21 protein-coding genes are annotated in these 23,296 nt (G+C 64.3%); 19 read left to right on the forward strand and 2 right to left on the reverse strand.

The annotated features are described in order from the left end of the window. Positions 1 to 291: 291 nt before the first annotated feature. The 3 genes from E4K64_RS14420 (at position 292) to frc (ending at position 4,216) form a co-directional block, all read left to right on the forward strand. Entirely contained in the window at positions 292 to 984 is a 693-nt protein-coding gene (locus E4K64_RS14420) for a GntR family transcriptional regulator (RefSeq protein ID WP_167772017.1), read from the forward strand. A gap of 65 nt (positions 985 to 1,049) precedes the next feature. After that, positions 1,050 to 2,783, forward strand: a complete 1,734-nt coding sequence (gene oxc, locus E4K64_RS14425; protein WP_135164117.1) for an oxalyl-CoA decarboxylase — start codon at positions 1,050 to 1,052, stop codon at positions 2,781 to 2,783. Positions 2,784 to 2,938: 155 nt separating this feature from the next. Continuing rightward, complete coding sequence (gene frc / locus E4K64_RS14430; protein ID WP_135164118.1) at positions 2,939 to 4,216, forward strand: formyl-CoA transferase; 1,278 nt, start codon at positions 2,939 to 2,941, stop codon at positions 4,214 to 4,216. A gap of 257 nt (positions 4,217 to 4,473) precedes the next feature. Here the strand turns inward: frc and E4K64_RS14435 are convergent, their stop codons facing one another. Continuing rightward, a complete protein-coding gene (locus E4K64_RS14435; protein WP_235884669.1) occupies positions 4,474 to 5,442 on the reverse strand; it encodes an alpha/beta hydrolase family protein in 969 nt (322 codons plus the stop codon). Positions 5,443 to 5,792: 350 nt separating this feature from the next. Here E4K64_RS14435 and E4K64_RS14440 point away from each other — a divergent pair, with 350 nt between their 5' ends. From E4K64_RS14440 to E4K64_RS14450, 3 genes are all read left to right on the forward strand, one after another. After that, positions 5,793 to 6,482, forward strand: coding sequence for a hypothetical protein (locus tag E4K64_RS14440; RefSeq protein WP_135164119.1), 690 nt, complete (start codon positions 5,793 to 5,795; stop codon positions 6,480 to 6,482). Between the two features lie 129 nt (positions 6,483 to 6,611). Then, positions 6,612 to 7,055, forward strand: coding sequence for an SRPBCC family protein (locus E4K64_RS14445; protein WP_135164120.1), 444 nt, complete (start codon positions 6,612 to 6,614; stop codon positions 7,053 to 7,055). Between the two features lie 76 nt (positions 7,056 to 7,131). Beyond that, the gene (locus E4K64_RS14450; RefSeq protein ID WP_235884670.1) at positions 7,132 to 7,785 is read left to right on the forward strand and encodes a c-type cytochrome; all 654 of its coding nucleotides are present in this window, start codon (positions 7,132 to 7,134) and stop codon (positions 7,783 to 7,785) included. Positions 7,786 to 7,826: 41 nt separating this feature from the next. On the opposite strand, the gene E4K64_RS14455 is transcribed toward E4K64_RS14450, so the two are convergent. Further along, complete coding sequence (locus E4K64_RS14455) at positions 7,827 to 9,152, reverse strand: Hsp70 family protein (protein WP_135164121.1); 1,326 nt, start codon at positions 9,150 to 9,152, stop codon at positions 7,827 to 7,829. A gap of 356 nt (positions 9,153 to 9,508) precedes the next feature. Here E4K64_RS14455 and E4K64_RS40305 point away from each other — a divergent pair, with 356 nt between their 5' ends. From E4K64_RS40305 to E4K64_RS14515, 13 genes are all read left to right on the forward strand, one after another. Next, a complete protein-coding gene (locus E4K64_RS40305) occupies positions 9,509 to 9,646 on the forward strand; it encodes a hypothetical protein (protein WP_167772005.1) in 138 nt (45 codons plus the stop codon). Between the two features lie 485 nt (positions 9,647 to 10,131). Then, on the forward strand, positions 10,132 to 11,094 hold the full coding sequence (locus tag E4K64_RS14460; RefSeq protein WP_430642503.1) for a Bug family tripartite tricarboxylate transporter substrate binding protein: 963 nt from the start codon (positions 10,132 to 10,134) through the stop codon (positions 11,092 to 11,094). 85 nt (positions 11,095 to 11,179) lie between these two features. After that, positions 11,180 to 11,677: a tripartite tricarboxylate transporter TctB family protein gene (locus tag E4K64_RS14465; protein ID WP_135164123.1), complete on the forward strand. Its 498-nt coding sequence runs from the start codon at positions 11,180 to 11,182 to the stop codon at positions 11,675 to 11,677. A gap of 43 nt (positions 11,678 to 11,720) precedes the next feature. Beyond that, positions 11,721 to 13,220, forward strand: coding sequence for a tripartite tricarboxylate transporter permease (locus E4K64_RS14470; RefSeq protein WP_135164124.1), 1,500 nt, complete (start codon positions 11,721 to 11,723; stop codon positions 13,218 to 13,220). A gap of 403 nt (positions 13,221 to 13,623) precedes the next feature. Beyond that, positions 13,624 to 14,913, forward strand: coding sequence for an oxalate/formate MFS antiporter (gene oxlT, locus E4K64_RS14475; protein WP_135164125.1), 1,290 nt, complete (start codon positions 13,624 to 13,626; stop codon positions 14,911 to 14,913). A 251-nt stretch (positions 14,914 to 15,164) separates the two neighbouring features. Beyond that, a complete protein-coding gene (gene oxlT, locus E4K64_RS14480) occupies positions 15,165 to 16,487 on the forward strand; it encodes an oxalate/formate MFS antiporter (protein ID WP_135164126.1) in 1,323 nt (440 codons plus the stop codon). A gap of 175 nt (positions 16,488 to 16,662) precedes the next feature. Then, positions 16,663 to 17,091, forward strand: a complete 429-nt coding sequence (locus E4K64_RS14485; RefSeq protein ID WP_126256080.1) for a CBS domain-containing protein — start codon at positions 16,663 to 16,665, stop codon at positions 17,089 to 17,091. A 105-nt stretch (positions 17,092 to 17,196) separates the two neighbouring features. After that, positions 17,197 to 18,216, forward strand: a complete 1,020-nt coding sequence (locus E4K64_RS14490) for a 2-dehydropantoate 2-reductase (protein ID WP_135164127.1) — start codon at positions 17,197 to 17,199, stop codon at positions 18,214 to 18,216. Further along, a complete protein-coding gene (locus E4K64_RS14495) occupies positions 18,216 to 18,989 on the forward strand; it encodes a fumarylacetoacetate hydrolase family protein (RefSeq protein WP_135164128.1) in 774 nt (257 codons plus the stop codon). The genes E4K64_RS14490 and E4K64_RS14495 overlap by 1 nt, the downstream gene beginning before the upstream one ends. Positions 18,990 to 19,470: 481 nt before the next feature. Continuing rightward, complete coding sequence (locus E4K64_RS14500; protein ID WP_167772006.1) at positions 19,471 to 20,877, forward strand: hypothetical protein; 1,407 nt, start codon at positions 19,471 to 19,473, stop codon at positions 20,875 to 20,877. Between the two features lie 189 nt (positions 20,878 to 21,066). Beyond that, a complete protein-coding gene (locus E4K64_RS14505) occupies positions 21,067 to 21,264 on the forward strand; it encodes a hypothetical protein (RefSeq protein WP_430642498.1) in 198 nt (65 codons plus the stop codon). A gap of 58 nt (positions 21,265 to 21,322) precedes the next feature. Then, positions 21,323 to 21,973, forward strand: coding sequence for a hypothetical protein (locus tag E4K64_RS14510; protein ID WP_135164131.1), 651 nt, complete (start codon positions 21,323 to 21,325; stop codon positions 21,971 to 21,973). 305 nt (positions 21,974 to 22,278) lie between these two features. Then, on the forward strand, positions 22,279 to 23,274 hold the full coding sequence (locus tag E4K64_RS14515) for an NAD(P)H-dependent flavin oxidoreductase (protein ID WP_135164132.1): 996 nt from the start codon (positions 22,279 to 22,281) through the stop codon (positions 23,272 to 23,274). Positions 23,275 to 23,296 lie beyond the last annotated feature (22 nt).

A 23,296-nucleotide genomic window follows, 5' to 3' on the forward strand; every position in this document is an offset into this window, starting at 1 on the left:
CGTGATGCTTGCCATTCGCCGCGCTCTGTTCCATGTCGCGGGCCGGAGCGGCATAAAGCCTGAGATTACTCCCCCGCCATGGATCAAAAATGGCTGGCGATGGCATTTGGTATGCCAGAAGCCAACTTGTCAAGCTGCTGCATGGCTTAGAACGCCGCAAAAAATCCCCGCCTTGACATTCTGGCATGTGGTATGCCAAAAACTTTCCCGTGAATATTCCTGTAAAAGACGACTCCCCACTGGAGGAGATTCGTCGTGTCACTACGGAAACCAACCAAGGCGTTGCCGAACATGGCCGAGGCAGACATCGCAATCGTTCGTATTGCCCCGGAGAGCAGCTTCAAGAACAAGGCGTATGACGCCTTGAAGGAAGCCATCCTCAAGATGGACATCTATTCGACGCCCGAGCCGGTGATGCTGGACGAGCGCGCGCTGTCCGAACGCCTGGGCGTCAGCCGCACGCCGATCCGCGAAGCCATCGCCATGCTCGAGCAGGACGGTTTCGTGAAGACGGTGCCGCGCCGCGGCATCATGGTGGTGCGCCGGACCAAGAGCGAGATCGTCGACATGATCCGCGCCTGGGCGGCGCTGGAGAGCATGGCGGCGCGCCTCATCACCACCACCGCGCGCAAGAAGGACATCACCGCGCTGCGCGACTTCTTCAAGGATTTCGGCAAGGACCGCCTGCCCGAGGATCACGTCGAGGAATATTCCCGCGCCAACATCGCCTTCCACCAGGCGCTGATCTCGCTGTCGGAATCGCCGGTGCTGGTCGATCTCACCAACGACCTCCTGCTGCACGTGCGCGGCTATCGCCAGCTGACGATCGGACGCAAGGACCGCACCGCGACCTCGCTGCCCGAGCATCTCGCGATGATCGAAGCGCTGGAAGCCCGCGACACCGAGCTCGCCGAGAAGCGCGCCCGCGACCACACACTTGGCCTTGCCGCCTACGTCGAAGCGCACGGCCAGGAACTCTTTTAACTAGCACCATTCACCAGAAGGGCGAACAACTCGCCCCACTATCTGAGACCAGGGAGACAAGGCCCATGCTGAACACCGCGACCAAGTCCGAGGCACCGGGCACCGAGCAGGAACTGACGGATGGCTTCCATCTCGTCATCGACGCGCTCAAGCTGAACGGCATCAACACCATCTACAATGTGCCGGGCATCCCGATCACGGATTTGGGCCGCATGGCGCAAGCCGCCGGTATTCGCGTGATCTCCTTCCGCCACGAGCAGAACGCCGGCTACGCCGCGGGCATCGCCGGCTATCTCACCAAGAAGCCCGGCGTCTGCCTCACGGTCTCGGCGCCCGGCTTCCTCAACGGTCTCACCGCGCTCGCGCACGCCACCACCAACTGCTACCCGATGATTCTGGTCTCGGGCTCCTCCGAGCGCGAGATCGTCGACCTCCAGCAGGGCGACTACGAGGAGATGGACCAGCTCGCGATCGCGAAGCCGCTGTGCAAGGCGGCCTATCGGGTGCTGCACGCCCAGGACATCGGCATCGGTTTCGCCCGCGCCATCCGCGCCGCGGTCTCGGGCCGTCCGGGCGGCGTCTATCTCGACCTGCCGGCAAAACTGTTCGGCCAGGTCATGAACGCCGACGCCGGCCAGAAGTCGCTGGTCAAGGTGATCGACGCGGCGCCCGCGCAGATCCCCTCGCCCGCTTCGGTCAAGCGTGCGCTCGACGTGCTCAAGAGCGCAAAGCGTCCGCTCATCATCCTCGGCAAGGGCGCGGCCTACGCCCAGGCCGACGAGGAGATCAAGGCTTTCGTCGAGAAGAGCGGCGTTCCCTTCCTGCCGATGAGCATGGCCAAGGGCCTGCTCCCCGACACCCATCCGCAATGCGCAGGCGCAGCCCGCTCGACCGTGCTGAAGGACTCCGACGTCGTCATGCTGATCGGCGCCCGGCTGAACTGGCTGCTGTCCCACGGCAAGGGCAAGAGCTGGGGCGAAGCGCCGAAGAAGTTCATCCAGGTCGACATCGAGCCGAGGGAGATGGACTCCAACGTCGAGATCGTCGCGCCCGTGGTCGGTGACATCGGCTCGGTCGTCTCCGCCTTCAACCAGGCGATGGGAACGGGCTGGACCGCCCCGCCCGCCGACTGGACCAAGGCAATCTCGTCCAAGCGCGAAGAGAACGTCGCCAAGATGGCGCCGAAGCTGATGAACAACAAGTCGCCGATGGACTATCACGGCGCGCTCGGCGTGCTGAAGAACGTCATCAAGGAGCACCCCGAGGCGATCCTCGTCAACGAAGGCGCCAATACGCTCGACCTCGCCCGCGGCGTCATCGACATGTACCGCCCGCGCAAGCGTCTCGACGTCGGCACCTGGGGCGTGATGGGCATCGGCATGGGCCAGGCGATCGCGGCCGCGCTCGAGACCGGCCACCCCGTGCTGGCGGTGGAAGGCGACTCGGCGTTCGGCTTCTCCGGCATGGAGGTCGAGACCATCTGCCGCTACAACCTTCCGATCTGCGTCGTCATCTTCAACAATGACGGCATCTATCGCGGCACCGACGTCAACGGCGCGAATTCCGATCCGGCGACCACGGTGTTCGTCAAGGGCGCGCGCTACGACAAGATGATGGAGGCCTTCGGCGGCGTCGGCGTCAATGCGACCTCGCCCGACGAGCTCAAGCGCGCGGTCAACGAAGCCATGAAGTCCGGCAAGCCGACGCTCATCAACGCGGTGATCGATCCGGCCGCGGGCTCGGAGAGCGGCCGCATCGGCAACCTCAATCCGCAGAGCGTTCTGCAGAAGAAGAAGTAAGTCCCCCGCCGGGTCATTCCCCGCGCAGGCGGGGAATCCAGTAATCGCCGGACCATCCTGGATGGCGAGCACTGCGGCCAACTGAAACGACAGCGAATACTGGATGCCCGCCTTCGCGGGCATGACGGAAACAAAGTGGTAACAGGAGCAACACGATGACCAAAGCGCTCGAGGGCGTTCGCATTCTCGACTTCACCCACGTCCAGTCCGGACCGACCTGCACGCAGCTGCTGGCCTGGTTCGGCGCCGACGTGATCAAGGTGGAACGTCCGGGCGTGGGTGACATCACCCGCGGCCAGCTGCAGGACATCCCGAACGTGGACAGCCTGTATTTCACCATGCTCAACCACAACAAGCGCTCGATCACGCTCGACACCAAGAACCCCAAGGGCAAGGAAGTCCTCACCGAGCTGATCAAGAAGTGCGACGTGCTGGTGGAGAATTTCGGCCCCGGCGTGCTCGACCGCATGGGCTTCCCCTGGGAGAAGATTCAAGCGATCAACCCGAAGATGATCGTCGCCTCGATCAAGGGCTTCGGCCCCGGACCGTACGAAGACTGCAAGGTCTACGAGAACGTCGCGCAGTGCACCGGCGGCGCCGCCTCGACCACCGGCTTCCGCGACGGTCTGCCGCTCGTGACCGGCGCACAGATCGGCGATAGCGGCACCGGCCTGCACCTGGCGCTCGGCATCGTCACCGCGCTCTATCAGCGCACCCACACCGGCAAGGGCCAGCGCGTCACCGCGGCGATGCAGGACGGCGTGCTCAACCTCTGCCGCGTCAAGCTGCGCGACCAGCAGCGCCTCGCCCACGGCCCGCTTAGGGAATACAGCCAGTTCGGCGAAGGCGTGCCGTTCGGCGACGCCGTGCCGCGCGCCGGCAACGATTCCGGCGGCGGCCAGCCCGGCCGCATCCTGAAGTGCAAGGGCTGGGAGACCGATCCTAACGCCTACATCTACTTCATCACCCAGGCCCCGGTCTGGGAGAAGATCTGCGACGTGATCGGCGAGCCCACCTGGAAGACCGATCCGAACTACGCCAAGCCGGCCGCCCGCCTGCCGCGTCTCAACGAGATCTTCGCCCGCATCGAGCAGTGGACGATGTCCAAGACCAAGTTCGAGGCGATGGAGATCCTCAACAAGGACGACATCCCCTGCGGCCCGATCCTGTCGATGAAGGAGATCGCCGAGGACCAGTCGCTGCGCGCGACCGGCACCGTGGTCGAGGTCGACCACCCCACCCGCGGCAAGTACGTCTCGGTCGGCAACCCGATCAAGCTGTCGGATAGTCCGAGCGACGTGCAGCGCTCCCCGCTGCTCGGCGAGCACACCGACGAGATCCTGCGCTCGGTGCTCGGCTTCAGCGATCACCAGGTCGCCGACATCCACAAGTCCGGCGCGCTCGACCCGCCGCAGAAGCAGGCCGCGGAGTAAGCGGCACCGCCTCGACCAAGACAAAGGGCCGCCCGAAGGGGCGGCCCTTTTTCGTGAGGAGGTCGACGGGTGCAGGGCCTAAACTCGAAAACCGAAAAACAACCCCATGCACAGTAGCCAAGTCCTTGGCTTCAAATACAATTTCTGATGCACCAAAAAATAATCCGAGGCGTCGGGCAAAACAGAATTAGATGCAGCATCCAAGAAAGCGGCGCAGCTCGATCCTGAAGTTTCTGGCGATCACTCGATCACGATGCTCAGTGCTCTCCGAGCTGCTCACGAAAATACTGCACCACCGCCGCGTTGAACTCGCGATGAAACCCTGCCCGGTCGAATCCCGCCGACATGTCGGTGCAGATGCGGGGAACGGCCGCCGCGAGTTCCGCCGAGCATGGGGCTAGGAACGCATAGTGGCCAGCCGGCACGATGTGGATGTCAGGCTTGCCCGGCAAGCCTTCGGCAACGCGTGCGTTGCCGGAGCCGTCGCCGACTCCAGGCCCACCGAATTGCGAGCGCCAGAACTGGAAAGGCACTTTGACGGCGGCTAGGTTCTCCCGCGTGAGGGCGGCCGGCGCAGGATCAACGATGACGGCGGCGCGGATCCGCGCGTCCTGCACTGGAACAGGTGGCGCCTCGCCATTGTGAAGCTGTGCGCAAACGCCGGTCGTCTCCTTGCAGAGGCTGGCGACCCTGGCGAAATCCGGCTTGGCTCCCATCAGCGCGAGGCCGGTCGCCCCTCCGAGCGAGAAGCCGACGAAGCCAACCTTGGCGGGATCGATGACCGCCCCGTCCTTCCAGTCGTCCAACAGAAAGTCGAGCAGCCGCACAATGTCCGTAGGACGCGATCCCCAGACCGACAGGCTATCGCGCTTTGAGGAGTCGCTGACCGTATCGCCGGGATGATTGATGGCGGCGACGATGAACCCAGCATCGGCCAGCGCCTCCGCCGTATCGTGCTGCTGGCCGAAAAACCCGCCCCGGCCGTGCGAGTAGATGACCAGCGGCAGATTCGCGCCCGTGACAGGGCAATCCTTCACGCCCTTCAGGTCGAAATCGGCGCCGACCGCCAGACGGCCCAGCGCCACATGCGTCGGCTCCGCCGCGCACGGATACCAGATCGCGCCTGACAGCGCCGGATCGGCGTCGAGCAACTGAATGCCAGCTGCCTGCAGAGGCGAGCCGAGGCAGCAGAGCATGATGGAGAAAGCCCAAAGCGTGTAGCGCAACGGAAGCCCCCGGATTCCCGTAGCAGTTGAACGAGGGACGATAGCGGAATTGTGGCTTCGCCTTCCAAGCGGACACACCTTGCCGCCGCTGTCGGTGTTGAGGCAAAGTGTCCGCAAGAAGTCGGGGCTATCGCATATGACTGTTGGCGGCCTGCGCGCACGCCTCGTCCTTCGAGATGGCGCTCACGCGCCTCCTCAGGATGAGGCTAATCGACGTCAGGGCTCGTTGAAACTGCTGCCGCGCACTCGGTCCTCATCCTGAGGAGCCCGCCTGAAGCGGGCGTCTCGAAGGATGGCCGCAAGGAAAAGCTCTCAAATGCGATAGCCCTGCACAAAACAAGGAGCTCACCATGTCACTGCTGGGCAAGGCCGCCGTCGCGATGTGGTGGAGCGTTCGCCCCGAGCAGCGCTCCGAGTTCGGCGACTGGCATTCGCATGAGCACTTCCCGGAGCGGATGGGCATTCCCGGCTTCCGGCGCGGATCGCGCTGGACCAGCACGACGGACGCGGAGGGTTTCTTCGTGCTCTACGAGCTCGCGGAGTATGAGGTGCTCACCTCGAAGGGATATCTCGACCGGCTCAATGCGCCGACGCCGTGGTCGACGAGAATGATGCCGCATCATCTCGGCATGATCCGCAGCCAGTGCCGCCTGATCGAAAGCTTTGGTGGTGGCGTTGCCACTTCGCTTGCGACGATCAGGTTGTCACCGCAGGCCGGACGTGAGGCGGACTTGCAGGCGCACCTCGCGAACACGCTCGGCACATTGGCGCAGAAACCGGGGCTGACCGGCGCTCACCTGCTCCGCACCGACACGCCGCGGACGAGCGCGCCCACCACCGAACAACAGATCCGCGGCAAGGACGGCGCCGCCGACTGGATCGTCCTGCTCTCAGGCTACGATGCCGATGTAGTTGAGGCTGCGATCGCAACCCCGCTTTCGCCAGGGTCGCTTGGCGCCCTGGGCGCGCAGAACAATCCGACGATCGGCAGCTATCGGCTGGCATTCACGATGACACCGCAGGATGTCGCAGCCGGCTAGGAGACCAGCGGAACACCCTCCAAAAAAATCCGCCGCGCCTGTCGGATCGGCACTATCCCGGTCGTCCTCGTGACATGAACGGACCATAGACGCCAATCTCGAGCCCATCAAACATTGAGGATAACAACCATGCCCAGCACTGTCCACCTGCACCGCGTTCTCGCCACCAGCCCCCAGAAGGTCTATCGCGCCTTCCTGGAGGCGGATGCGATGGCAAAATGGCTTCCGCCGAACGGCTTCACCTGCACCGTGCATCATTTCGAGCCCAAGGTCGGGGGCACGTTCAAGATGTCGTTCCGGAATTTCACCACGGGCAACAGCCATTCATTCGGCGGCGAATATCTCGAGCTCGTCCCTGGCGAACGCCTGCGCTACACCGACAAGTTCGACGATCCCAACCTGCCCGGCGAAATTCAGGTGACCGTGAGCCTGAAGAAGGTCTCGGTCGGCACCGAGATCGAGATCACGCAGGCCGGCATTCCCGACGTCATTCCGCCGGAGGCTTGCTATCTCGGCTGGCAGGAATCGCTGCGCAATCTGGCGAAGCTGGTCGAGCCGGAGATCAATCAGTAGCGACGACACCAGCATCGTAGGTGGGCAAAGGCGCAAAGCGCCGTGCCCACGACCTTTCCGATACGGCGACAGACGCGTGGGCACGCTTCCGCCTTCGCTCTGCGAGCTTCGGCGGACAAGTCGCTTTGCCCACCCTACGGCACTTGCCAAGATGGCGGGTACGGCGCTGCGCGCCTTTGCCCTGACGACGGCGCTGATGCGCGGTCTTGATGTGCGTCAAGCTGTCGGTGGGACAAAGCGGCTAGGAGCAGAAGTCTTCCCTGCGGGCGTCGGAGGCGAGATGATGAGATCTGCTCTCGAATGGTTGATCATTGCCGGTCTGGCCGCCGGTGTCGCGACCGCTGCGAAGGCCGAAGAAGTCGACATTGGCAAGGCCGAATTCCAGTCCTCGTGCGCGAGTTGTCATGGCGCGGAGGCAAAGGGCAACGGACCGGTCAGCGGCCAGCTCAAGACCCCGCCTTCCGACCTGACCATGTTGGCCAAGAACAACAACGGGGTATTTCCCACCAACGCCGTCTACGAAACCATCTATGGGTCGAAATCAGTCACAGCTCACGGCACCCGTGAGATGCCCGTCTGGGGCGAGCGGTTCAACCCCATCGTCAACCTGCCTCACGCCGTCGATCCCTATTATTGGCAGAAGGCCGGGCCGCAGCAAAACCCGGAGGTCGTGGTGCGGACTCGCATTCTCGCGGTGATCGATTACCTGAACCGAATTCAGCAGAAATAGCGACCGAAACAACGTCCCGCAGGGACGCTGTTCGCCGCTCGCTATGCCTGCGCGGTCAGCCCGCCGCCTGCGGTCCAACGATCCGGATCCGGGCTGTGCCCGATCAGCGCAAGCCCGTAGGCGATCGACTCGAACTGGTCGCCCGACATCAGGCGCTCGTTGCCGAACCGCTCGGCGAACAGCTTTCGCACGGCCGGCACGAACGAGCTGCCGCCGGTCAGGAAGACCTTCTCGATCTCGCGCGCGGCGATGCCGGCTTCGGCCAGCACCTTGTCGACGGTGGCGCCGAGCCGGGCGATGTCGTCGGCAATCCAGGATTCGAAATTCTTCCGCGTGATGGCCGCGCCGATGTCGACGCCGCCGCCCTTGAAACGGAAGTCGACCTCGTCCTGCGCCGACAGCGCGACCTTGGCGTCGGACACCGCGCGGTACAGCGCAAAGCCGAGATCGAGATCGACGATGGTGATGAAGTCCTCGAGCAGAGCCGGCTTCAGCGCGGTGCGCGCAAGCTCCCGCAGCTCGCGCAGATCGCCGTTGCTCTTCATCATCGCCAGCTGATGCCAGCGCGCGAGATTGGTGTAATGGCCGCTGGGGATCGGCAGCACCTTGTCGAAGGAGCGGAAGCTGGAGCCCTTACCGAGCCGCGGCGAGACCACGTGATCGACGATACGATAATCGAACGTGTCGCCGGCAATCCCGATGCCGGCATGGCCGAGCGGCTCGGCGCGAAGGGCACCGCCTTTGCGCGAGAAGCGCATCACGGAGAAATCGCTGGTGCCGCCGCCGAAATCCGCAACCAGCACGGTGGCATCGCGCTCCAGCCTTCGGGCAAACGAGAACGCCGCGCCCACGGGCTCGTAGACATAGCGGGCATGGCCGGCGCCCAGGCGCTCGAACGCGGCGCGGTAGCGCTGCATCGCCAGCGCCTCGTCGGGATTGCCGCCGGCAAAGCGCACCGGGCGGCCAACCGTGATGGTCGACGTCTCGAAGCCGAACTTCTCGCCACCATGGCGCGCCAGCGTCCGCAGGAACGCCGCCAGGATGTCCTCGAACTTGAAGCGCTGCCGGAACACCTGCGTGGTGTTGAAGCTGCTGCTCGCCGCAAAGGTCTTGAACGACTGCAGGAAGCGGTAGACGTGACGGCCTTCGAGGAATTGCTCGATCGCCCACGGGCCGCCCTCGGCCTGGGCGCCGGCGCCCGGCCGGTCCTCCCAGAAGCACAGCGCCGACACGTAGACGCTGTGGCGCTGGCCGCCGTGGTCGAAGCGGATGGCCTCGACCCGGCGATCGTCCGCCGCAAGTGCGACGACCGTATTGCTGGTTCCAAAATCGATACCGATCGAGACGGCGGGCGAGGCGCTCGACATGAACCACTCTGACAGATGATTGGAAGGGGGCAGATCACTAGCGGCTTTGACTTGTCCTGCCAAGTCCGTCCGCTGCAGTGCGGCCGGAACTTGGCTTCCATCGCCTCGGGATCCCGTCTCGCAGCGAACGATTCGGCCTCTCTTGGCCATAAATGAACCCGGCAATCTCAGCCGCCGTACCTTTTAGGCCCGTACCGGCCGCATTAACCCCGCGTTATGCTGCAATGCGGCGCATCGAATGCTGCTATGCAAACAAGACCGTAGACGTTGGCATCTGGTATACATAAATTCCCTTCGCCAAGAGACGCCAAGACTGACCGTCATTAGGACTGACCGTCTCGAGAAAGGGAATTCCAATGTCCAAGACCGCTTCCGTTGCCCTCGCCCCCTCCGCCTCGCTGTTCGCCCGCGTGATGGCCGCGATCGACAGCTTCCTGATGGCGAGCGCCGAGATTTCCAACCGCAACGGCGAACTGCCGCGTTTCGGCTTGTAAGAAGGGCTTATCTGCCGCCGAGCGACGGGCCGGCAGATCCCGCCCCACTCTACTTGATCAAATGGCCCCCACCTCGGGGCCATTTGCTTTTGCATTCGCTTAGCAGCTGCGACAATGTGTCCGACCGGGCCCCTCCCGATCCGATTGTTTGTTTGCTGGCATCTCGCATACCATTCGACCAGCAAAGAACGATCGCACAATCCAAGGTGTGAGGCGGGGAAACGTAGCACGCGACGGGAAGAGCCGAAGGGCACGAGCGCGGCGCCCTTGGTAGCCTTAGCCAAAAGGAGCGGATGCCGCGCCTTATCCCTGATCATAGAGTTTCTATCGGACTACCATGGGAGATCGACCGCAAGGGTGACACCGGGTATCTGGAATCGAAATGGGCTGACGCAAGCCGACAAAGAGCGGCTGCGCTGAGGGTTCGACAGGGAGAGAAACAGATGAAGCCACTCGTTCTGAATGTCGCCGTGGCGGCAATCGCCATGTCATGCATCAGCAGCACCGCAAGCCGTGCAGCCTGGGAGCCGGTCCGCCCGGTCGAGTTTATCGTGCCCGCGGGCACCGGCGGCGGCGCCGATCAGATGGCGCGCACCATCCAGGGCATCGTCACCAAGCACAATCTGATGAAGCAGCCGCTGGTCGTCATCAACAAGGCCGGCGGCGCGGGCGGCGAAGGCTTCCTGGATGTGAAAACGTCGTCGGGCAATCCTCACAAGATCATCATCACGCTGTCGAACCTGTTCACGACGCCGCTGGCAACGGGGATTCCTTTCAACTGGAAGGATTTGACGCCGGTGGCGATGCTGGCCCTCGACGAGTTCGTGCTCTGGGTCAATGCCGAGAAGCCGTACGCCACCGTCAAGGACTACGTCGACGCGGCGAAGAAGGCACCCTCCGGCTCATTCAAGATGGGCGGCACCGGCTCGAAGCAGGAGGACCAGATCATCACGGTCGGCATCGAGAAGGCGATCGATGCGAAGTTCACCTACATCCCCTACAAGGGCGGCGGCGAAGTCGCGGTGCAGCTCGTCGGCAACCACGTCGATTCGACCGTCAACAATCCGATCGAGGCGGTCGCGCAATGGCGCGGCGGCAAGCTTCGTCCGCTCTGCGTGTTCGACGCCCAGCCGATGGCCTATGACGAGCCGATCGCCGACGGCAAGGCCTGGAAGGATATTCCGACCTGCAAGTCGCAGGGCCTCGCGATGGAATATCTGATGCTGCGCGGCGTGTTCATGCCGCCAAAGGTCACGAAGGATCAGACCGAATATTATGTCGAGCTGTTCAAGAAGGTCCGCGCCACGCCCGAATGGCAGGACTTCATGAAGAGCGGCGCCTTCAACACGACCTTCCTGACCGGCGCCGACTACGCCAAGTGGGTCGAGGCGGAGGAGAAGCGCCACGAAGGCCTGATGAAGGAAGCCGGCTTCCTCGCATCGAATTGAGCCGCGACATCGGCGAGGGCTGAGGACGCTTGTCGTCCTCACGCCTGCCGCGACCGCGAAAATTGCGTTCCCGCCTGGAGGTCCCATGACTGAACGATCCGGATCCGCATCTGGCCCCGCCCACAAGACGCTGGAAATCGGCATGGCGCTGCTGATCGGCGTCTTCGGCCTCGTCGTGATCTTCGGCAGCCTGAAGGCCGGCATCAACTGGGGCGCGGAGGGCCCGCGTGCCGGCTTCTTCCCCTTCTATATCGGCGCCGCCATCGTCGTGGCGAGCGCCATCAACCTCTGGCATGCGCAACGCGACGACGACGGCCGGCTGTTCGCCGAATGGGGACAGCTGCGCCAGGTCATGAGCGTCGTCGTGCCGACCGCGATCTATGTCGGGTCGATGCCGTTCATCGGCCTCTACATCGCCTCCATGGTCTTCATTGCCTGGTTCATGCGCTGGCTCGGCGGCTATCGCTGGCTGACGGTCGTTGCCGTGGCGGTCGGCATGCCGGTCCTGACCTATCTGATCTTCGAGCGCTGGTTCCTGGTCCCGCTCCCCAAGGGTCCGCTCGAGGAATGGCTCGGTCTGTAAGGGCCGCGCATCTGTTCACTGACTGCTGCTGCAGGATATCGATATGGAAGAGTTGGCCAATCTGTTTCACGGCTTCGCGGTCGCCCTGCAGCCCTACAACATCATGCTGATGATCATCGGCATCACGCTCGGGGTCATCATCGGCGTGCTGCCGGGGCTCGGCGGCGCCAACGGTGTTGCGATCCTGCTTCCCTTGACCTTCAGCATGCCGCCGACATCGGCGATCATCATGCTGTCCTGCATCTATTGGGGCGCGCTGTTCGGCGGCGCCATCACCTCGATCCTGTTCAACATCCCCGGCGAGCCCTGGTCGGTGGCGACCACCTTCGACGGCTATCCGATGGCGCAGCAGGGCAAGCCCGGCGAAGCCCTGACCGCCGCCTTCACCTCCTCCTTCGTGGGCGCGCTGTTCGCCGTCATCATGATCACGCTGGTTGCGCCGCTCGTCGCAGGCTTCGCGCTGAGATTCGGGCCGGCGGAGAAGTTCGCGGTGTACTTCCTCGCCTTCTGCAGCTTCGTCGGCCTCAGCAAGGAGCCGCCGTTCAAGACCATCGCGGCGATGATGATGGGCTTTGCGCTCGCGGCGGTCGGGCTCGATTCCATCACCGGACAATTGCGACTGACCTTCGGCGTCACCGAGCTGCTCAACGGATTCGACTTCCTGATCGCCGTGATCGGCCTGTTCGGCATCGGCGAGATCCTGCTGACCATGGAGGAAGGGCTGGCTTTCCGCGGCGGCAATGCCAGCATCAACCTTCGGGTGGTGCTGCAGACCTGGCGGGAATTGCCCGCCTATTGGATGACCTCGCTGCGCTCCTGCCTGATCGGCTGCTGGATGGGCGTCACGCCCGCCGGCGCAACGCCGGCCTCCTTCATGAGCTACGGCATCGCCAAGCGCCTGTCGCGACGCGGCAACAATTTCGGCAAGGGCGAGATCGAAGGCGTGATCGCGCCTGAGACGGCCGCACATGCGGCGGGCACTTCGGCGCTGCTGCCGATGCTGTCGCTCGGCGTGCCGGGCTCCCCGACCGCCGCCGTCCTGCTCGGCGGCTTGCTGATCTGGGGCCTGCAGCCCGGCCCCATGCTGTTCGTCGAGCAGAAGGAGTTCGTCTGGGGCCTGATCGCGTCGATGTATCTCGGCAACCTCGCCGGCCTCATCGTCGTGCTCACCTGCGTGCCCATCTTCGCCGCGATCCTCCGCGTGCCCTTCGGCATCATCGCGCCGCTCATCCTGGTGCTGTGTGCGATCGGCGCCTATTCGGTGCACAACAGCACCTTCGACGTGATGCTGATGCTGGTGTTCGGCGTGCTCGGCTATCTCCTGAAGAAGTGCAACTATCCGCTCGCACCGCTGGTGCTCGCCATCGTGCTCGGCGACAAGGCGGAGGAAGCCTTCCGGCAATCGCTGCTGGGATCGCAAGGCTCGCTCGGCATCTTCTTCTCCAACGGCCTCGTCAGCACGATCATGGCGCTCGGTCTGGTCGCCCTGTTCTGGTCCGCGATCCAGGAAGGCTACAGCCGGCTGCGCACGTCGATGGCGTGAGGCGCCGGCGCCGCGCCGCTTCGCCTGCCAGATTGCCGCAGGCCGGACTTCTGGAATATAGAATTCCAGGGCGTTGAGCCGCCTTCGACGACAGGTGCGTCGGCGGCGCAAGCGGCGCCCGCGTGGAAAATCCCAACCGGACCAGGCGTTCGACAGCGCGTCTGCGGTTTCGGCGCCGCAGGTGATATATGATCAATATCAATGGCTTATGTGTAAACGACCGCGCTCTCGCCGCAGGCCGTAGGCAATTCGGGGCTTTACAATTCGATGCTCATGCCGCATGTGAACAGGGCCGCGTTATTTCGCCGCACCTCGCCCTCCCAGCTTGAATCTTGGCATAATGCATACCAGGATGCCCGCCAGCGCATGCATAAAAATGATCGGCGCGTTGGGAGGGTTTTGAATGACGGACATGGTGCAGTCGGCAGCGGCCCCTAGTGTCACCCGTGTGAGCGATGCTTATCGCTGGGCGCAATTGGCCATCGGCGTAGGCGCGATGGTGATGATCGCCAATTATCAATACGGCTGGACGTTCTTCGTCCCCGACATCCAGAAGACGTTCGGCTGGGATCGCGCGTCGATCCAATGGGCCTTTACTCTGTTCGTGCTGTTCGAGACCTGGCTGGTGCCGATCGAAGGATGGTTCGTCGACAAATACGGTCCGCGAATCGTCGTGCTGGTCGGCGGCGTGCTCTGCGCCATCGGCTGGGCGATCAACGCGCAGGCCACCACCCTCAACGGCTATTATCTCGGCATGATCATCGCGGGCATCGGCGCCGGCGGCGTCTACGGCACCTGCGTCGGCAATGCGCTGAAATGGTTTCCGGACAAGCGCGGTCTCGCCGCGGGCATCACCGCCGCGGGCTTCGGCGCAGGCTCCGCGCTCACGGTCGCGCCGATCCAGGCCATGATCAAGGACAGCGGTTTCCAGGCCACCTTCCTCTATTTCGGTCTCGGCCAGGGCATCATCATCTGCATCCTCGCCTTCTTCCTGCTGTCGCCGAAAGCGGGCCAGGTGCCGAACGTGGTGGCAAACGCCAATCTGCTCCAGACCCGGCGCAACTACCAGCCGACCGAGGTTTTGCGTCAGCCGATCTTCTGGCTGATGTACTTCATGTTCGTGATCGTCGGTGCCGGCGGCCTGATGGTGACGGCCAATCTTAAGCCGATCGCGGCCGACTGGAAGGTCGACAACGTGCCGGTCACGCTGATGGCGGTGACGATGACCGCAGTGACGTTCGCGGCCACGATCGACCGCGTGCTCAACGGCCTGACGCGTCCGTTCTTCGGCTGGATCTCCGACATGATCGGCCGCGAGAACACGATGTTCATCGCCTTCGGCATGGAAGGCTTCGGCATCTGGATGCTCTACCTCTGGGGCCACGATCCGATCTGGTTCGTGCTGCTCTCCGGCTTCGTGTTCTTTGCCTGGGGTGAGATCTACTCGCTGTTCCCCTCGACCTGCACCGATACGTTCGGCGCCAAGTTCGCGACCACCAATGCCGGCCTGCTCTACACCGCCAAGGGCACCGCCGCGCTGCTGGTGCCGATCGCCAACTACATGCAGCAATCGTCGGGCACCTGGGACAGCGTGTTCATCATCGCAGCCGGCGCCAACATCCTGGCCTCGCTGCTGGCGATCGCGGTGCTCAAGCCCTGGCGCAAGGTCGTGGTCGCAAAATCGACCGTCTGACCCGCTCCGCCACAGCTCCTCATCGAGCAGACGCCCGGCCTCATGGCCGGGCGTTTTCGTTTGCTGCGAAGTCAGGGGATCGCGCTGGAACTCTCGCTGATGTCGAAGTCGGGACAAGTTAGGGCTTGCAATCTGGAATATCGTATACCAATCTCCGCCCCGCGCCTGCGACGATAAGCCACAATATTTGCGACATCAGGTCACCTTGCCACCCTGCATCGCAATCAATCAGGCGCGTTGGGAGGTTCTTGATGATTTCCAGCACGAACGGCGCCGTCACGGCCGCGCCTCTTCGCACCGGTTTCCGCTGGCTCCAGCTCGGCATGGGCATCGTCTGCATGGCGATGATCGCCAATCTGCAATATGGCTGGACGCTGTTCGTCGATCCGATCGATGCAGCCCATCATTGGGGGCGCGCCGCGATCCAGCTCGCTTTCACCATCTTCGTCGTCACCGAGACCTGGCTGGTGCCGGTCGAGGCCTGGTTCGTCGACAAATACGGCCCGCGCATCGTCGTCATGTTCGGCGGCGCGATGATCGCGCTCTCCTGGATTCTCAACTCCTATGCCGACTCTCTCACCCTGCTCTACGCAGCCGCGATCATCGGCGGCATGGGCGCGGGTGCGGTGTACGGCACCTGCGTCGGCAACGCGCTGAAATGGTTTCCGGACCGCCGTGGCCTTGCCGCCGGCGCCACCGCTGCCGGCTTCGGCGCCGGTGCCGCGCTCACCATCGTGCCGATCGCGAGCATGATCGCATTGAGCGGCTACCAGCACGCCTTCCTTACCTTCGGCATCGGCCAGGGCGTCATCGTGTTCGTGCTCGCCTTCTTCATCCAGCCGCCGCGGCTCTCGATCCCGCCGAAGAGGAAGCAGCTCAATCTGCCGCAGACGAGGATCGACTTCACCCCGCCGCAGGTGCTGCGCACCCCTGTTTTCTGGGTGATGTATCTCGTCTTCGTCATGGTCGCCTCGGGCGGCCTGATGACCGCGGCGCAGATCGCCCCGATCGCGCACGACTTCAAGATCGCCGACACGCCGGTCACGCTCGCCGGCTTCCAGATGGCGGCACTGACCTTCGCGATCTCGCTCGACCGCATCCTGGACGGTTTCGGCCGCCCGTTCTTCGGCTTCGTTTCCGACACGATCGGCCGCGAGCCCACCATGTTCATCGCTTTCGGCACCGCCGCCCTGATGCTCTTGACGCTGTCGGCCTACGGTCACATCCCGCTCGTTTTCGTGCTGGCGACCGCGATTTACTTCGGCGTGTTCGGCGAGATCTACTCGCTGTTCCCCGCCACCTGCGGCGACACCTTCGGCTCGAAATTCGCGACCACCAACAACGGCATGCTCTACACCGCGAAGGGCACCGCCTCCCTGCTCGTTCCGCTCGCAAGCGTGATCTCGGCGGCCTCCGGCTGGAAGGCCGTGTTCGTGGTCGCGGTGGCCCTGAACGCGACGGCGGCGCTGATGGCGCTGTTCGTGATCAAGCCGCTGCGCCGCTCCTTCATCCTCGGCAAGGACGCCGAGAGCACCGAGGCGGCGACCGGCCGCGCCAAGACCGAGACGGCATAACCGCCACCTGGGTTTACACGACCAGAAGGGGCGCAGCGCTGCGCCCCTTTCTTTTTGTCGCGACGACAATGTCAGGATCGCTGACGCAAGATTTTTCGGATCGGCCAAATCCAGTGCTTGACGATTGGCATTATGTATACCACACTTCTCCCCAACATTCACCAGGGAGGTTGCAATGCTGGTCGGAGACATTCTGCGCAAGAAGACGCCGCGCGTTGTCACGGTGCGAATGAACGAAACCGTGGGTATCGCCGCCAAGCTGATGCGCGCCAACAACATCAGCGCGCTGGTGGTCAAGGACGTGGTCCGCTCGGAAGGAAACACCGCGGTCGGCATGTTCACCGAGCGCGACGTGGTGCGCGCGGTCGCCGAGCACGGCGCGAATGCCGTCAACGTCAAGGTCTCGCAGCTCGTCTCGGTGCAGCAGCTGGTGTCCTGCACCTCGAGCGACACGGTCGAGCACGTCCGGCATCTGATGAACCGGCACCACATCCGCCACCTGCCGGTGATCGACGATTACAGCCTCGTCTCCGTCATCAGCATGCGCGACATCGCAGCTGCCGTTGACGAGGCCCTCAACGGCACGCCGCAAGCGGCCGCCTGAACGACCCACACTTCCCCTGCGACTGCCGGCCCCGGCTCGGATCCTTCCGAGCCGGACCGGATCTTTCGTCCCAAAATCCCGGCTTCTGCTCCCCGCGAGGAATTCATGAAGATCTGCATCTACGGCGCCGGCGCGATCGGCGGATATCTCGGGGTTCAGCTCGCGCGCGCAGGGGCCGATGTCAGCCTCATCGCACGCGGCGCGCACCTTGCCGCAATGCGCGAGCGCGGGTTGACGCTGCTCACAGGCGAGGAGAAGCACATTGTGCATCCACGCTGCACCGACGATCCCACCGAGCTCGGCGTGCAGGACTACATCATCATCACGCTGAAGGCGCATTCGATCACCGGCGTGATCGAGACGATGCAGCCGCTGCTCGGGCCCCACACCCGCATCGTCACCGCCGTCAACGGTATCCCCTATTGGTACTTCTACAAGCACGGCGGCCAATACGAGAACTCGACGCTGGAGAGCATCGACCCCGGCGGGCGGCAGTGGCGCGAGCTGGGGGCCGAGCGCGCCATCGGCTGCATCGTCTATCCCGCCACCGAGATCGAGGCGCCCGGCGTGATCCGCCACGTCTACGGCAACAATTTTCCGCTCGGCGAACCCTCCGGCGAGATCACGTCGGACGTAGCGCGCCTCGCCGACCTGTTCGTCGCCGCCGGACTGAAGGCCCAGGTGCTCGACCGCATCCGCGACGAGATCTGGCTGAAGCTCTGGGGCAATGTCTGCTTCAACCCGATCAGCGCGCTCACGCACGCAACGCTCGACGTGATCTGCACCGATCCGTCCACGCGTGCGCTGTCACGCGCGATCATGGTGGAGACGCAAGCGGTTGCCGAGACCTTCGGGATCAAATTCCGCGTCGACGTCGAGCGCCGCATCGAGGGCGCCCGCAAGGTTGGCGCGCACAAGACCTCGATGCTCCAGGATCTGGAGCGGGGTCGTCCGATGGAGATCGACCCGCTCGTCACCGTCGTGCAGGAGATGGGCCGCCTCACCGGCATCCCGACGCCCGCCCTCGACTCGGTGCTGGCGATGGTGACCCAGCGCGCCCGCATCGCCGGCCTCTATGACGGCGTCTCGACGCCGGCGGATCCGCGCGCATTGGCGGTGGCGTGATGAACAAGTGGCTGCGCTTCCGCCACGCTGGCACGACCGGTTTCGGCACGCTGACCTCATCAGGCATCAGCGTGCATGAGGGCGAGATGTTCGGCCGCAACACCGCCACCGGCAAGACGCTGGCGCTGTCGGAGGTCGAGCTGCTCGCGCCCTGCGCCCCCAGCAAGATCGTCGCGCTCTGGAACAATTTTCACGCACTCGCCGCCAAGCTCAATCAGCCCGAGCCGCCGGAGCCGCTCTATCTGCTCAAGGCCACCACCAGCATCACAACGCCGGGCGCGGTGATCCGCCGGCCCTCTTATTACGACGGCAAGACCACCTATGAGGGCGAGCTCGGCATCGTCATCGGCAGGACATGCGCGCGCGTCTCGCCTGACGAAGCCGACAGCTTCATCTTCGGCTACACCTGCGTCAACGACATCACCGCCAACGACATCCTGACCAGCGATCCCACTTTCCCGCAATGGGCCCGCGCCAAGGGCATCGACGATTACGGCCCGTTCGGTCCCGTCATAGCGACCGGCCTCGATCCGGCCAAGCTCACCGTCCGCACCATCCTCAACGGCGCGGAGCGGCAGAACTACCCGATCTCCGACATGATCTTCTCGGCGCAGGAGCTGGTCAGCAAGATCTCGCACGACATGACCCTGCTTCCCGGCGATCTCATCGCCGTCGGCACCTCGGTCGGCGTCGGCGTGATGAAGGAGCAGGTGAACACGGTGACCGTCGCGATCGACGGCATCGGCGAGCTCACCAACGAGTTTCGGCTCTAAAGCGCGATGCGATCAGGATGAATCGTCATCGCGCTGTCTTTGCTGCAGCGCGGCAGATTTGATCCTGCGCAAATTGCGCCGTCGCGACCGCCACTATCCTTGCCGGCAACAGACCGAGTTCTGATGCAAGGGAGGACGCCATGACGAATGCCGGTAATGCACTTCTGTGGACGGCTCTGTACTTTGCCCTCGCGTTCGCTGCGATCTTCGTCGTCTGGTTCGCCGACAAGATGCGCTCGAACTTCTTCGGGAAGTGAGGCGCGCCGATTCGGGTCGGCGACTGCCGCGACAGCTGCGTCCGATCTAGGGATTTCCCGGTTCAGGAAGTCCCGGCAGCCTTTCATTGCCTCCAGCCCATCGGCTGATGCGGCCAGTTGGGGATTTGCGCCCCAACGCGCATCCGGCACCCTGCCGGCCCCTTGCGCCCGGTTCCGCGCTTGGCAATCATGGCGGAAATGTGTGCCGGCGTGAGGAATTCACGATGTGGCTGTTTTTCCTGGTTGCCTGGTTCGGCCTGCTGGCCGTCGCCGCGGTCTTCGCCCAGCAGGCGTTCGGATACGACGTCAGTCACCTGCCCGCCTGGTTCGCCGGCCTGCCGACGCCGCAGCGGGTCGCAACCGGCGCGATCTTCGCCCTGGCGCTGGCGCTGATCGGCGCTTCCGTCTGGCGGCTGTCGCGCCAGGACCGGCGCCTCGACACCCTGCGCGAACGCCTCAGGAAGACGCGCGAGGACGTCGTCGTCGCCCACGCCCTGCAGAACCACCTCGACGCCACCGTCCAGCACCTGATCGAGAGCGATCCCCGGGAGGCGGTCTCCGCCCTCCACGACAAGCTCGGCGAGACCGAGCAGCGCGCGCTGCTCCAGCAGGGCCGCAACGAATCCGCCGACATGCACGACCAGCTCGCCGAGATCCGCCGTCGCCAGCAGCACCTGCGCGAGATGGTCGGCAAAGTCGCCGAGCAGCGCCGCGCGGTCGAGCCCGTCTTCACCGAGATCCGCGACCGCCAGAACCAGCTCGAACGCTCGCTGCACGACCTCGAAACCGACGACCGCAGGAACAACCTCGCCGACCGGCAGAGGGACATCGCGCGCGACGTGTCGGCGCTGCTGGGCCGGGTGAACGCGGTCCAGGAAACCTTTGCGACCCTGAATCAATACCGGGAGGATCTGGCGAAATCCCACGCCGAGCTGGCGCCGTTGCGGTCCTCGGACGCCGGCATCAACGCCCTGATCGGCGAGCTCAGTCTCAGCCATGATCGTCTCGCCAAGACCATCGACGAACTCGAGACCGGCGGCGAGACGCCGCTTACCACGCGTGTCGAGACGCTGTCGAAGCACAAGATCGAGATCGAGCAGCGCCTCGCCCGCATCGACGACAGCTTCAACATTCTCAAAAGCATCCGGCTCGACTTCGAGGACCTCGGCCAACGCCGGGCCCAGATCGAGCGCGCGCTCGCCGACGTCGAGACGGACGCCGACGGCACGTCCCTCGCAGACCGCCAGAATGCGCTGAACGAGTTCGTCCTCCAGTCCCGCCAGCGCCTCGGCGCCTTGCAGGAGACGCTGGCGACGCTGAACGCCTTCAAGGCCGAGCTGTCGAAGTCGCAGGCCGACCTCGTCCCGCTCAAGGCACCGGTATTCGGCATCGAGGCCATGATCGCGGAGGTCGAGGCCACCCGCGATCTCCTCGCCAGGACCGTCGGGGAGATCGAGGCGAACGGCAGCGTCACCCTCGCTTCGCGCCTCGACGCGCTCGCCAAGAGCAAGCGCGAGGTCGAAGACCGTCTCGCGCGCGTCTTCGACAATTTCAACGCGCTCGACGCGCTGCGCAAGGACATCGGCGGCATCTTCGCGACGATCAGGAACAGTCTGAACCGGATCGGGTGAGGCGTCGCGTAAGAAACCCGCATCGCGCCATTCGAAACATCCGGACAAATCACATCTGCGCGCGTCAGACATATGCCGCCAACATGTCCCGTGTGCGCCGCAACTTGGACGCATTCGGCCGCCCTTCTGTGAGCGTGTCTGGGGGCACGGCACTGCCGTGTTTGGACCAAACCTTCTAGGGGTATCGCTGTGAAGAAGATTGCAATTGCTCTGGGTGCCACGCTTGCTCTGGTGACGGCCGCGAACGCTGCGGACCTGCCGCGCCGCCAGCCGGTGCCGGTCTATCCGGCCGAGCAGGCACCGATCGGCAAGATGCCGATTGGCAAGAGCCCGGTTGGAAAGGCTCCGATCGGCAAGGCGCCCGGCCCGGTCGCGGCGCGCTACTGACGCGCTAGCGCAATGCGCGCAAGACCAGCGTAAGCGGCCGACAGTCGAGGGGCACAGCGTGACGAACAAACCTGATCGATCGGGATCCTGCATTCTTGCCGGGCTCGCCCTCGCGGCGATGATCGCGTGCCTGATGCCCTCGGCTTCGGCGCACGAAGCGAACAAGCGCGTTGCCGATGCCAATGCGCTTGCCACGACCGACTCCACGTCGCGGCCGGCGCCGCAATCGGCGCGGCGCGCCGTCGCGCGCGTGGAGAAAGGTCCCTATTACGTCGACTTCCGCGCGCGGACGGCCGCGAGCTGGGGCCACGCCTTCGTCTGGTACGGCAAGACCAGCGAGAAGGCGGTCGAGGTCGCTGGCCTCACGCCCGCCGGCGACACGCTCGCCTACGTGCTCGGCCACATCACCTTCGTACCGTCCGAGACCGGCGCGAGCTACGGCGATCTCGACCCCGAATATCTGACTGCGAGCTATCGCGTCTATCTGAACGAGGCCGACGCCAAGCGCGTGTTCGCCTATATCAAGAAATTGCAGGCGAACTCGCCGGTCTGGAACGCCGAGACCGCCAACTGCACCGGCTTCATCGGCGACATCGCCGAGTTCATGGGGCTCGAGGTCCCCAACCGCTGGCAACGCCCGGAAAACTTCGTCAACCGCCTCAAGGAAATGAACGGCGGCCGCCGGATGGTGCGGCTGTCGGCGGAATAGCTCTTCGCTCCATACTCGGTGTCATTGCCCGCGAAAGCGGGCAATCCAGCATTCCAGAGACTGCGAGGCTGGAGCCGAGACGCCGCGGCGTACCGGATGCCCCGGTCAAGCCGGGGCATGACGACGGCGTTGAGGAAAGCGCTTGCGCCATCAGGCAGCAGCGCATTCCAATTATCCGCCCTGCGGAATCACCTACATCTCCGCATGATCGCCCGTACGGCGGCGCAATAGACTTTTGCCACCCCCAGCGGCATCCTCCAGGCATCAATCGATAACACAGCGCCGCGAGGGGCGGGGGAAACATCATGCTGCAGACACGGTTCACCAAACTCGTTGGCGTCGAGCACCCGATCGTCCAGGGCGGTATGCAATGGGTCGGCCGAGCCGAGCTGGTCGCCGCCGTTGCCAATGCCGGCGCGCTCGGCTTCATCACGGCGCTGACCCAGCCGACACCGGAGGATCTCGCCAAGGAGATCGCGCGCTGCCGCGACCTCACCGACAAGCCGTTCGGCGTCAACCTCACCATCCTGCCCGCGATCAAGCCGCCGCCCTATGCCGAATACCGCGCCGCCATCATCGAGGCCGGCATCAAGGTGGTCGAGACCGCCGGCAACAAGCCGCAGGAGCATGTCGACGAGTTCAAGAGGCACGGCGTCAAGGTCGTGCACAAATGCACCAGCGTGCGCCACGCGCTCTCGGCTGAACGGATGGGCGTCGACGCCATCTCGATCGACGGCTTCGAATGCGCCGGCCATCCCGGCGAGGACGACACGCCCGGCCTGATCCTGATCCCGGCCGCCGCCAACAAGGTCAAGATCCCGATGATCGCCTCGGGCGGCTTTGCCGATGCCCGCGGCCTCGTCGCGGCGCTGGCGCTCGGCGCCGACGGCATCAACATGGGCACCCGCTTCATGGCGACCAAGGAGAGCCCGATCCACCAGCTCATCAAGGAAAAGATCGTCGCCAACGACGAACGCGAGACCGAGCTGATCTTCCGCACCATGCGCAACACCTCGCGCGTCGCCAGGAACGCGATCTCGACCAAGGTCGTCGCGATGGAGAAGGAAGGCGCCAAGTTCGAGGACATCCGCGAGCTCGTCGCGGGCGCCCGCGGCAAGATGGTCTACGCCACCGGCAATTCCGACGAAGGCATCTGGTCGGCCGGCCAGGTCCAGGGCCTGATCCAGGACATCCCGAGCTGCGCCGAGCTCGTCTCCCGCATCGTGCGCGAAGCCGAAGCGATCATTCGCAACCGGCTGGAGGGCATGATCGTTCAGCCGCAACGCGAAGCGGCCGAATAGTCACAGCAAGAGGCGAGAGCAT

It is taken from the genome of Bradyrhizobium frederickii (assembly GCF_004570865.1).
GTDB classification, from domain to species: Bacteria; Pseudomonadota; Alphaproteobacteria; order Rhizobiales; family Xanthobacteraceae; genus Bradyrhizobium; species Bradyrhizobium frederickii.